This is a genomic window from Kribbella sp. (genome assembly GCF_035687465.1).
Taxonomy (GTDB): Bacteria; Actinomycetota; Actinomycetes; order Propionibacteriales; family Kribbellaceae; genus Kribbella.
Map to the genome: position 1 here is coordinate 1 of NZ_DASRXP010000151.1, position 10,832 is coordinate 10,832.

General features: G+C 67.9%; 11 protein-coding genes. 7 read left to right on the plus strand and 4 right to left on the minus strand.

Annotated elements, in window-relative coordinates; genetic code table 11:
- Nucleotides 1-609: 609 nt before the first annotated feature.
- Both VFG33_RS07655 and VFG33_RS07660 read right to left on the minus strand, forming a co-directional pair.
- Complete coding sequence (locus VFG33_RS07655; protein ID WP_325023873.1) at nucleotides 610-1,272, minus strand: response regulator; 663 nt, start codon at nucleotides 1,270-1,272, stop codon at nucleotides 610-612.
- Nucleotides 1,269-2,396: a sensor histidine kinase gene (locus tag VFG33_RS07660; protein WP_325023876.1), complete on the minus strand. Its 1,128-nt coding sequence runs from the start codon at nucleotides 2,394-2,396 to the stop codon at nucleotides 1,269-1,271. The genes VFG33_RS07655 and VFG33_RS07660 overlap by 4 nt, the downstream gene beginning before the upstream one ends.
- A gap of 195 nt (nucleotides 2,397-2,591) precedes the next feature.
- Between VFG33_RS07660 and VFG33_RS07665 the strand changes: the two genes are divergently transcribed.
- Nucleotides 2,592-3,014: a DUF6223 family protein gene (locus VFG33_RS07665; RefSeq protein ID WP_325023878.1), complete on the plus strand. Its 423-nt coding sequence runs from the start codon at nucleotides 2,592-2,594 to the stop codon at nucleotides 3,012-3,014.
- 67 nt (nucleotides 3,015-3,081) lie between these two features.
- On the opposite strand, the gene VFG33_RS07670 is transcribed toward VFG33_RS07665, so the two are convergent.
- Complete coding sequence (locus VFG33_RS07670; RefSeq protein WP_325023880.1) at nucleotides 3,082-4,101, minus strand: alpha/beta hydrolase; 1,020 nt, start codon at nucleotides 4,099-4,101, stop codon at nucleotides 3,082-3,084.
- Between the two features lie 145 nt (nucleotides 4,102-4,246).
- On the opposite strand from VFG33_RS07670, the gene VFG33_RS07675 reads away from it, so the two are divergent.
- Genes VFG33_RS07675 through VFG33_RS07690 form a run of 4 tightly spaced genes read left to right on the plus strand, consistent with a single transcriptional unit; the run spans nucleotide 4,247 to nucleotide 7,857 of the window.
- Nucleotides 4,247-4,687: a MarR family winged helix-turn-helix transcriptional regulator gene (locus VFG33_RS07675; protein WP_325023882.1), complete on the plus strand. Its 441-nt coding sequence runs from the start codon at nucleotides 4,247-4,249 to the stop codon at nucleotides 4,685-4,687.
- Nucleotides 4,688-4,713: 26 nt separating this feature from the next.
- Nucleotides 4,714-5,193: a universal stress protein gene (locus VFG33_RS07680; RefSeq protein WP_325023884.1), complete on the plus strand. Its 480-nt coding sequence runs from the start codon at nucleotides 4,714-4,716 to the stop codon at nucleotides 5,191-5,193.
- Nucleotides 5,194-5,210: 17 nt separating this feature from the next.
- On the plus strand, nucleotides 5,211-6,944 hold the full coding sequence (locus VFG33_RS07685; protein ID WP_325023886.1) for an MFS transporter: 1,734 nt from the start codon (nucleotides 5,211-5,213) through the stop codon (nucleotides 6,942-6,944).
- Nucleotides 6,945-6,999: 55 nt separating this feature from the next.
- Entirely contained in the window at nucleotides 7,000-7,857 is an 858-nt protein-coding gene (locus VFG33_RS07690; protein ID WP_325023887.1) for a helix-turn-helix domain-containing protein, read from the plus strand.
- Here the strand turns inward: VFG33_RS07690 and VFG33_RS07695 are convergent.
- Entirely contained in the window at nucleotides 7,854-8,609 is a 756-nt protein-coding gene (locus VFG33_RS07695; protein WP_325023889.1) for a MerR family transcriptional regulator, read from the minus strand. The two genes, VFG33_RS07690 and VFG33_RS07695, sit on opposite strands and share 4 nt — an antisense overlap.
- 119 nt (nucleotides 8,610-8,728) lie before the next feature.
- Between VFG33_RS07695 and VFG33_RS07700 the strand changes: the two genes are divergently transcribed.
- Nucleotides 8,729-10,540, plus strand: a complete 1,812-nt coding sequence (locus VFG33_RS07700) for a hypothetical protein (RefSeq protein WP_325023891.1) — start codon at nucleotides 8,729-8,731, stop codon at nucleotides 10,538-10,540.
- Nucleotides 10,537-10,832, plus strand: a 296-nt coding sequence (locus VFG33_RS07705) for an alpha/beta fold hydrolase (RefSeq protein ID WP_325023893.1), incomplete at its 3' end; no start/stop codon positions are given. The genes VFG33_RS07700 and VFG33_RS07705, both read left to right, overlap by 4 nt.

The following is a 10,832-nucleotide window of genomic DNA, read 5'->3' on the forward strand; positions in this document are numbered from 1 at the left end:
GCGCTTCTAGCCTCAGCGGAGCTCCCTCCGTTGCAACGTTGACTGGAACCCGCCACGTCGCTACGGCCTCATTTTCGAACGTCGCCGACAACGGAATCAAGTTCCGGGCTCAACCGATTACTGGCCAGGCTGACCGGTGGACTCGGCCGCCTAAGGGGCTGACCTGTATTTCGGCGCAACGACCGGCCTCAAGATTTCTTCTGACCGTTTCTTTGTCTCGTTCGGGCGGTCGTCAAACTGCGCTGATTGGCGCGAGGATCGGGGACTCGGCGGCGGTCGGTTGTTGCCGGGATACCCACCCCTGCGCCCCTCTCTATGGCGCTGTCTGTGGGGGTGGTTTGGCGCGCAGTCAGCTCCGTCGCTGCTCCGTCGAAGGATGCCAACTGTCGGTTGAGGACGGCAAGTGATGATCAACAAAGCCGCAGGTCACGGCACAGGTGTGATCGATTGGCCGATCGGCCCCCCAAGTGCGAGGCAAAAGGGAGACGTCTTCCTGGGACTGGCTCTCCTACCCTCCGCCGGGCAGGTCGATCGGTAGACCCACGATCAGCCGGACGGCCGGCAGGCAACACAGGAAGCACCGCATCGTCGGCACCCGGACCGTGGATGTCAAGGGCTGTGTGGGGAGACCAGGCCGGATTCGTAGGCGAGGACAACGAGCTGAGCGCGGTCACGGGCGTGCAGCTTGGTCATGGCCCGGTTGATGTGGGTTTTCGCGGTCATCGGGCTGATCACCATGCGGCCGGCTACCTGGTCGTTGGACAGGCCCTGCGCGACCAGGGCGACTGCCTCGCGTTCGCGGTTGGTCAGCTCTTCGAGCCCTGTCCCGGCGCCGGCGTTGAGAGGTTGGGTGACGTATCTGTTGATGAGCTTGCGGGTGATCGAGGGTGCGAGCAGGGCGTCACCGCGCGCGGCGACCCGTACGGCGTGCAGGAAGTCTTCCGGAACGATGTCCTTGACGAGGAATCCGGCCGCGCCGGCGCGCAGCGCGTTGAAGACGTATTCGTCCAAGCCGTAGTTGGTCAGGATGACGACGTGCACCCGGGCCAGGTCGGGGTCCGCGGCGATGCGCCGGGTCGTCTCGATGCCATCGATGACCGGCATCTGGATGTCGATCAGCGCGACATCGGGCAGGTGTTCCCTGGCCAGCGCCAGGCCCTCCTTCCCATCGGCGGCCTCGGCCACCACCTCGATGTCGTCTTCGAGGTCGAGGAGCGCGCGGAATCCGCTGCGAATGAGGGGCTGGTCGTCGACCAGCAGAACACGGATCATGACGTCTGCTCCACGGGCAGTTCGGCCTGGACGGTGAAGCCGCCCTCGCCGCGCGGCTCCGCGCGCAGCCGGCCGCCGAGGGCGGTGACGCGTTCGCGCATGCCGAGCAGCCCGACGCCGAGCGTCGGGGCGGTGTCCGGCACGGCCTTGCCGTCGTCATCGATGCGGATCGCGATCACGTCCGGGCGGCAGTCGATCCGGACCGACGCCGTGGCGGCGTCCGCGTGACGGGCGATGTTGGTGAGCGACTCCTGAACGATCCGGTAGACGGTCCGGCCCACCGCGGCCGGCACGCCGTGTCGGTGTCCTTCGATCGTCAAACTCGCGTCCATGCCGGTCATGCGGAACCGTTCTACCAGTTCTGGGACGTGGTCGAGCCCGTGCGGTGGGGTCTTGTCGTCGTCGCGCAGCGCCTCCAGGGTCGCCCGCAGTTCCCGGGTTGCCTCACGACCGGCCTCCCGGATCGCCAGCAGGGCATCCGGTACCGGTTCGCGGCGCTTGCGTGCCAGGTGGACGGCGACTTCGGACTGCACCTTGATGACAGAGATCTGGTGGGTGAGTGAATCGTGCAACTCCCGCGCGATGTGCAGCCGCTCCTGGTCGGCGCGGTGTCGCGCGGTCTCCTCCCGGGTGCGCTCGGCTTCGTCCGCCCGCCGCTCGGCCTGCCGCAGCGCTTCACCCGCAGCGCCCGCGGCGACAAGCCAGGCGATCTCCAGGGCACTGCGCGCCTGCGCGAACGCCTCGCCCGTGTCGTGCACGCCCGAGGCCAGGGCCGCGAGGGGGAGCGTGGCCAGCACGGCCACGCTCGCCACCACGGTGACGGTGCGGTGTCCCTCCCGTACGGCCGCGTACACCGCGAACAGGAACGCGACGGCGGGCACGTCGAAACCGGCCGCCTGGTATCCCACCGCGCACAGCCCGGTGGCGGCCAGGACGGGAACCGGAGCCCGGCGGCGCCAGACGAGCGCCACGCCGCCCGCCGCCAGCAGCGTGCAGCCGAGCAGGGCGGAGCCCATGCCAGAGTGCCGTTCGGACAGGCCAGTGACCAGCAGCGTCGCCGCCATGCCGACGGCGATCGCCCAGTCCCTCACACCGGTCGGGACACCGGACCATCCTGTGCTCATGCGCGCACCCTAGCCGGATGCAGCCTCGCGCGAGTCCAGCCCGCGGAGGAGTGATCGGCTACCACGTACGCAGTACGTGCGCGGCGCCTGCGGCGTCTGCGGTAGCGCGAAGTGTCCGCGTCCGCCGGACGACCAGAGGCGGGTCAGGCGGACATGCTCGGGTGATCCAGTTCCCTTGAAGAGAAGGAGCACTTCATGTCAGTCCGCACTGTGCTTGCCGTGGCCGTAGGCGCCCTGATCAGCTGTCTCGCGCTCGCCGAACCGGCGGCCGCGGACTCCTCTGTCCAGCCGGTCGCCGCAAGCTTCTACACCCTGAGCGGCGGCCGCATCTCAGCCTCCTTGGCCGCACTGGTTGGCCTCCTCGGTGCGGTCAATGGCGGCCTGGCTCTGGCCCGCCTCACCGGCAAGGGTCACATCGGCACCTGGGCCCGGCGGAACGGCGCCGCCACGGCTCTCGTGGCGGGTCTGATCGCCGTGGTCGTCGGCGGGTCGGTCGCGGCCACTGCCGACGGCGGTCTCGGCACCGGCAACGGGCTCGGCGGCGCCTACGTCGCCATGCTGGTGGGCCTGATCGCCGTCACGCTCGGTTGGCTGGCCCGCTCCCGCCGAACCGGCTGACCGAACCGTGAATCCTTGCCACGGAAGCAGGTGGGAAAGGGAGACGCCTCCCTGGGACTGGCTCTCCCTACCCTGAGACGCCCAGGGCCTTGAGCAACATCGGGAGTGAGGCGTGCAGTTCGCGCTGCCAGTACGACCAGCCGTGCGTTCCCGGCCCGTAGAAGTTGGTCGTCAGACGCTTGGCGCCGACGCGGCGGAGTTCGGCGGCGAGGGCGTGGTTCTGGCGGTTGAAGTCGGCTTCCAGTGCATCGGTTTTGCCGGGTGGATCGAAGGGTCCCGCGGTGCCGTCACCGCACGACAGGTACACCGGCAGGGACTTGAGTCGCTTTGCCAGGTAATACGGGTCGTGTGCCTGCCAGACGGCGCGCTGCGCGACCGGGTCGCCCCAGACGCGGAGCGGGTCGTTGCCCTGGCCGGCGAAGAATCCCATCATCCGGTTCACCGACTCGTCGTTCAGCAGTGGGTGCGCGGAGCCGGAGTACGAGGCGACCGCGCGGAACATGCCGGGGTGGCGGGCGGCGTACAGGAGGGAGCCCTGGCCACCCATCGACAGGCCGGCGACGACGCGGTTCGAGCCGGCGCCCCAGCCTCGCTCCAGCAGCTGGCGTAGTTCGACGGTGTGGAAGGTCTCCCATGCCGGGTCTCCGCCCGCGCCGTAGTTCCACCAGTCGCTGTACCAGCCGTTCCAGCCCGCCTCCGGCATCACCACCAGGACCTTGCGGAGGCTGTCGATCTTCGCGATGTCGGTACCCGACCAGGAGGTGTAGTCCCCGCAGCAACCGTGCAGCAGCCAGAAGGTCGGCCAGTGCTGCCGGCGATCGGAGGGATTCCAGCCGTCCGGGGTGAGCAGCCGAACCTTGACGGTCCGGCCGCCGAGGGCCTGGGATCGCACCGAGAGGTCGACCAGCCGGTCGGCGACCGGCGTGACCGCGACGACTTCGGCACCGCCAGTCGGCTGCCCGGCCTCGACGACGGGCGCGGTGGTCGCCGTGGCGGTCATGGTCGGCGCGAGAGGCCAGAGGGCGAGGAGGGCCACCAGGAGGGTGATGACGGATGTTCGCTTGCCCGGCGCCGAGCGTCTCAGCATGAAGATCACCTCTCGTGGGTGGGCGGCGACAGAAAGTTACAGCCCTGCGGGGTACTCCATCAAGACCTCGGCGCCTGCTGCTTGGTGGGCCGCATCACCAAGAGTTTCATTACCGTAGCTATATAGACGCGCCTATACTTATGGCGTGGCCCAGAACAGCGCTCTCCTCGGCGAAACACTCTTCGCCCTGGCCGGCGCCGCGATCCGGCGGCGGGACCGGAGTCTCGGTCTGACCGGCGCATCGACCTTGGTCACCCTCGAGCGCACCGGCCCGAGGCGGCTGACGGACCTGGCCGTCAACGAGGGTGTGGCTCAACCGTCGATGACGGTCCTCGTGACGCAGTTGGAAGGACTCGGCCTTGCCGAACGCCGCCGCGACCCCACCGATGCGCGAGTTGTGCTGGTCGCCATCACCGAGGCCGGGCGGAATCATCTCGGCACCATGCGTCGCGTCGGCGCCTCGGCGCTGACGGGGTTGATCGACAAGCTCGACGAACACCAAGCCGCGGCGCTCGACGCGGCACTGCCGGCGTTGCTCCGCCTCACCGAGCTCGCCGCCGAAAGTCAGGACAGCCAGACCGGCTGACCATTTGTTGTCAATGAGGTGATCGTATGAGCCAGGATGCCGCCGCAGAGCGGACACCGAATCCCACCGACCCGGTTTTCCAAGCACCGACCATCGTCGCCGGGGTGGACGGATCGCCGACCAGTTGGGACGCGTTCTCCTGGGCGGCCGGGGCAGTCGCCCGGTCCAACGGCAAACTCATCGTCGTCTACGTGATGCCGATGACCGACCCCGCGGCCGTTTACGGCGCGCCCTACGACTACGCCGGCGCCCAGAACATCAGGGAAGAGGTCGCCGCCGAGATCAAGGCCGAAGCGGAGCATCGTGCCCGTGACCTCGGCATCTCGATCGAATTCATCAGCGACTACGGCGATGCCACCCGGTCCCTGACCGACATCGCCCGCAGCGTTCACGCCACAGTCATCGTGGTCGGCAGGTCCGCGAAGGTATGGCACCATCTCGCCGGTTCCCTCAGTCACCGGCTCACCTGCCGCAAGGACGCGCCCGTCGTCGTGGTCGTGCCCTGATCGTGGGAAGGAACACAGTGAGTTCAGGTACCAAGTCAACGTCCCGGTTCGCGGTCGGGAGCGATCACCAGGGCTACAAATGGGTGGCGCTGTCCAACACGACGCTCGGCACGCTGATGGCCACCATCAACTCGTCGATCGTGATCATCTCGCTGCCGGACATCTTCCGCGGCATCAAGCTCAACCCGCTCCAGGCGGGCAACGTCAGTTACCTGTTGTGGACGCTGATGAGCTACCTGGTGGTCACCGCGGTTCTCGTCGTATCGCTGGGCAGGCTCGGCGACATGTATGGCCGGGTGAAGATCTACAACCTCGGCTTCGCGGTGTTCACCTTCGGGTCAGTGGCGCTGGTGTTCGACCCGCTGACCCAAGGCGGCGGAGCGCTGTGGCTGATCCTGTGGCGAGTCGTGCAAGGTGTCGGGGCGGCGATGCTCTTCGCCAACTCGACGGCGATTCTGACCGACGCGTTCCCCGCGGAGCGCCGCGGCTTCGCCCTCGGCATCAACCAGGTCGCCGCCATCGGCGGCTCGTTCATCGGGCTGATCGTCGGCGGACTGCTGGCTCCCGTCGACTGGCGTCTGGTGTTCTTCGTCTCCGTCCCGTTCGGCCTGCTCGGCACGATCTGGTCCTACCGCAGCCTGCGGGAGACCAGTGCCCGTTCGGCGAGGACGAGGATCGACTGGTGGGGCAACGGGCTGTTCGCGATCGGCCTGACGGTGCTGCTGGCCGCGATCACCTACGGAATCCAGCCGTACGGCGGACACGACATGGGCTGGACCAGTCCCTGGGTGCTGACCGGGCTGATCGGCGGCGTCGCCCTGCTGGTCGCGTTCTGCTTCGTCGAGTCGTCCGTGGACGATCCGATGTTCGACATGTCGCTCTTCCGGATCCGGGCCTTCTCCGCGGGGAACTTGGCCGGCCTGCTGTCCTCGGTCAGCCGCGGCGGGTTGCAGTTCATGCTGATCATCTGGCTGCAGGGGATCTGGCTGCCCCTGCACGGTTACAGCTTCTCCAGCACCCCACTATGGGCGGGGATCTACCTGCTTCCGCTGACCGTGGCCTTCCTGTTCGCGGGACCGCTGTCGGGCTACTTCTCCGACCGGTTCGGCGCGCGAACGTTTGCGACCGGCGGGCTGCTGTTGGTCGCGGTGAGCTTCCTGGGGCTGATGCTGTTGCCGACCGACTTCAACTACTGGGCGTTCGCCGGTCTGCTGGTGCTCAACGGCATCGGCTCGGGACTGTTCTCGGCGCCGAACACCAGCGCGATCATGAGCAGCGTCCCGGCCAACCGGCGGGGCGCCGCGTCAGGAATGCGCGGCACCTTCTTCAACTCCGGTACGTCGCTGTCGATCGGGATCTTCTTCACCCTGATGATCATCGGGTTGGCGCAGAGTCTTCCGCGCGCGCTGACGAACGGCCTGGAGGCACACGGCGTCTCGCAGGCGGTCGCGACGGGCATCGCCAACCAACCACCGGTCGGAAGCTTGTTCGCCGCGTTCCTCGGCTACAACCCCCTCGGTACGACGCTCGGCGCGCTCCCCGCATCGGCCACCCAGGGCGCCGATCTGGGCACGTTGACCGGCAAGGAGTTCTTCCCGCAGCTCATCTCGGGCCCCTTCCACCACGGCCTGGTGATCGTGCTCACGCTCGCGATCCTGATGTCGCTGATCGGCGCCGCCGCCTCGCTCTTCCGTGGCCCGCGGTACATCCACACGGAACCGGCCCCAGTCCCCGCCGACGTAGCGTCCTGATCCACCTTTGCGGAGGCCGCAAGGCGGACCCGGGGTTTCCGTAGACTCGGGTGACATGACCGGATCGGTGGACGTTGCGCACGAGCTCGCCGTCTTCCTGCGCACCCGGCGGGAGCGGCTGACGCCCGGTGAGGTGGATCTGCCCGAGCGCGGTCGGGCGCGCCGTACGCCGGGACTTCGCCGCGAGGAGGTCGCCGAGCTCGCCGGGGTGAGCGTCGACTACGTGATCCGGCTGGAGCAGGGGCGGGGACTGCGTCCGTCGTCCGAGGTGCTGGAAGCGCTGGCGAAGGCGTTGCGGTTGACCGACGACGAGCACGCGTACGTGTTCGACCTGACCAGGCAGTGGACTTCCGTGCGTCGGCAGGCTGGTCCGGAGTCGGGATCGCTGGCGCAGTTGGTACAGGCGATGTCGCCGCTGCCGGCGATGCTGGTGAATCACCGGTTCGACATCTGTGCCTGGAATCCCGAGCTGGCGGCGCTGATGCTCGACTTCGCCGGGGTGGGCGCGGACAAGCGGAACACGATGTGGTTGTGCACGCTGGAGCCGGCCTTCGCGGACTACTACCCGGATCGCGAGCAGGTGATTCGCGAGGGGATCGCCGATCTGCGCGCGGCATGGGCGGCGCATGCCGACGACACCGAGCTCGCGGAGTTGGTCGGAAGGCTGACTGCGGAGAGCGAGGAGTTCGCGGCGTTGTGGGAACGGCGGGACGTGATGGTCAAGGGCAACGGCCGGAAGCGGATCCTCCACCCGGAGGTCGGTGCTTTGACGGTCCAGTACGACGTACTGACACCACTCGGTGATGCGGGCCAACGCCTGATCGTCTACCGAGCCGCCGATGCCGCCTCGCAACGTGCCCTCGACAACCTCAGCAGCCTGATCCCCGACAGCAAAACCCTCCGCGCGATTTAGCCGGTGGAGGGGAGTTCGGTGGGTGGGAGGCCTAGTTCTTCGTAGGCGACCTTTTCTATCTCTCGGCCCATGGCTTCGCGGAATGCGGCGACCAGGGCTTGGCCGGCCAGAGGAATGATGTTCTCCAGCGTGCGCTGGATCTCGGGCCAGCCATCGGCGGGGAGGCCGGCGTCGCTGAACTGGCGCCAGACCGTACTGCGGAACAGCTCCACGTAGATCTTCGCGATCTCGTCGGCCTGGTGGAACAGCTTCGGCAGCATGTCGAAGATCGCGTCCAGTGGAACGCCGAGCTTGATCACCTCGAGGCCGGCGCGGAGCAGGTCCGGGTTCGGGATCCGCAGCTTCCCGTCGTCCAGCCGCTCGGCGATCCCCAGCTCGACCAGCTTCGCGATCGTGGCCGCGTCGTGCGGGATCCCGGCGCGCTCGGCCAACTGCTGCTCGGTGATCACCTCGGGCTCGGACGGCGTCCACGGGCTGACCAGGGCCTCGAACACCCCGAGTGCCAGCGCGCCGTCCGGGAGTTCGCTCATCATCCGCTCGACCGCGGCCAGGGTGTAGCCCTTGTCGAGCAGCTCGCGGACCAGCGTGAGACGGGCCACGTGGTCGGCGCCGTAGTACCCGGTCCGGCCGGCCAGCCGGGGTGGCGGGATCAGCCCGCGACCGGCGTACGCGCGCACGTTGCGGACCGTCATGCCCACTTTCGCGGCGAGCTGGTCGACGGTGAACTCTTCCGCGGCCGCGTCGGCCGGCATCTGTCCTCCCACCCTTGACAGTCTTGCAGACTCCACGTTACATAGCCTATGTAACATCATTCATGGCGCATGCTGCCCTGAAGGTGCCCGGCCAACGAGTTCGACTTGAGGGAGTCCGAATGACCGTCCCGCTGGCGGCCTCGACCGGTTCTGCGACGTTCGACCAGATCGCGATCGTGAGCGGCCTCGTCTCGTTGATGTACCTGGGGCTCGCCGTGCTGCTGTGGCGGGAACGGACCGACCGTCCCACGCTGGTAGGACGGCTTGCGGACACCATCGGGAGACTGGACGGAGTCCCCCGATGGGCCGCGATCACGCCGTACCTGCATGCCGTCTCGCTGCTCGCCTGTGCCTTCGGGGTCTGGTGGGACATCGCGGTGCACATCGACAAGGGCCGCGACACCGGGCCGTTCGGGACGCCCGCGCACTACCCGATCTTCTTCGGCATCCTCGGCGTGATCGTGTCCGGCGTGCTCCCGATCGCGCTTGCGCGCAAGCCGCTGCCGGCCCGGACGATCAAGCTGACCAAGGGCTGGCGCATTCCGTGCAGTGCCGCGCTGGTGACGTTCTGCGGCACCTTCGCGCTGGTCGGCTTCCCGCTCGACGATGCGTGGCATCGGCTGTTCGGCGAGGACGTCACCCTCTGGGGGCCGACGCACCTGCTGATGATCGGCGGTGTGGTGCTGTCGATCTTCGCGCGGCTGCTCGCCTCCGCCGAGGTCGAGCAACTGGTCGGGATGAACCTGCGGCGCCGGTTCCAGGAGATCGTCTGCGTCGGCGCGTTGCTGATCGCGTGGGACCTGTTCAGCACGGAGTTCAACTACGGCGTACCGCAGTTCCCGCTGATCCTGCAGCCGATTCTGATCGCGTTCGGCGCCGCGCTGGCTTTCACCGTACTGCGCGCTCGCCGTGGCCCGGGGACGACCTTCGGCGCACTGGCCGTGTACCTGATCATCCGCGGCGGAATCGCCTGGGTGGTAGACCAACCGCTCGGCCAGATCCTCGGGCACTTCCCACTGCTGATCGTCGAGGCGGTCATCGTCGAGCTGGTGGCCTTTGCCCTGGGCAACAAGAATCGCTTCCGCCTCGGAGCTGTCGCCGGTGCTCTGATCGGCACGGTCGGCGTGCTGGCGGAGTACGGCTGGAGCCAGGTATGGATGCCGATCCCCTGGCCGTCCTCGATGATCCCGTCGGCGCTCGGCTTCGGGGTGGTCGCCGGCATCGGAGCCGGGTTGGCGGGTGCTTGGCTCGCCACCCGGTACGCCGAGGTCGCGGGCGAGGTGCGAACCACACCGACCGTGATCCGGACGCACCAATTGGGCGCGATCGGGCTGGTCGCAGTACTGGGCGCACTGTTCTTCTGTGTACCGCGCTCGGCCGATCCCGGGGTCAGCGGCACGGTGTCGCTGGATCGGGTGGCGACCGGATCCGAGCCGACCGCCTACGTGACGGTGACGCTGCAGCCGGCCGATGCTGCCGACGGTGCGCGGTGGTTCGAGGCGATGGCCTGGCAGGGTGGCGGGTTCGCGACGTACCGGATGGAGAAGGTTGCTGACGGCACCTACAAGTCGACGGATCCGCTGCCGATGTACGGGAAGTGGAAGTCGATGGTCCGGCTGCACCAGGGGCAGCGGAACATGGTCGCGCTGTGGGTCTATGCGCCGGAGGACGTGGCGATCGAGAAGCCTGCGGTGCAGGTGTCGGACGGGCAGACGGTCCAGTTCATCAGCGAGCAGGAGGTACTGCGCCGCGAGGAGCGGACCGACGTACCGCGCTGGATGTGGAACGGTGGCTACGCATTGCTTGCCGTGGTGGGTTCGCTGGAGATCCTCGGGATCGCTTGGCTGGTAGGCCGAGGAGCTCGGGGCGGTCGTCTTCGTGCGGCACACCTGCTTGCTGAGAGCAACAAGCACCCACGAGCGATCGCATGACGATTCAGGCCGAACGGGACGAGGTGGTGACGGCAGACGGCGTACGGCTGCATGTGGAGACCGCCGGGTCGTCGGATGCGCCGGTGACGGTGTTGCTCGCGCATGGTTGGACCTGCTCGACCAGGAGCTGGCATCACCAGCTTGAAGGGTTGCCGCGGGTGCTTGGTTCGTCTGCTGTGCGGGTGGTTGCCTATGACCATCGCGGCCACGGGCGGTCCGAGACCGCGCCGCCTGGAACCACGCGGATCGACCAGCTCGCGGATGATCTCGTCGCTGTGTTGGACTCGGTGGT

Bases quoted from the DNA above. Each gene is read 5' to 3' on its own strand.
- VFG33_RS07655 (WP_325023873.1), bottom strand. From the start codon at position 1,272: ATGATCCGTGTTCTGCTGGTCGACGACCAGCCCCTCATTCGCAGCGGA.
- VFG33_RS07660 (WP_325023876.1), bottom strand. From the start codon at position 2,396: ATGAGCACAGGATGGTCCGGTGTCCCGACCGGTGTGAGGGACTGGGCG.
- VFG33_RS07665 (WP_325023878.1), top strand. From the start codon at position 2,592: ATGTCAGTCCGCACTGTGCTTGCCGTGGCCGTAGGCGCCCTGATCAGC.
- VFG33_RS07670 (WP_325023880.1), bottom strand. From the start codon at position 4,101: ATGCTGAGACGCTCGGCGCCGGGCAAGCGAACATCCGTCATCACCCTC.
- VFG33_RS07680 (WP_325023884.1), top strand. From the start codon at position 4,714: ATGAGCCAGGATGCCGCCGCAGAGCGGACACCGAATCCCACCGACCCG.
- VFG33_RS07690 (WP_325023887.1), top strand. From the start codon at position 7,000: ATGACCGGATCGGTGGACGTTGCGCACGAGCTCGCCGTCTTCCTGCGC.
- VFG33_RS07695 (WP_325023889.1), bottom strand. From the start codon at position 8,609: ATGCCGGCCGACGCGGCCGCGGAAGAGTTCACCGTCGACCAGCTCGCC.
- VFG33_RS07700 (WP_325023891.1), top strand. From the start codon at position 8,729: ATGACCGTCCCGCTGGCGGCCTCGACCGGTTCTGCGACGTTCGACCAG.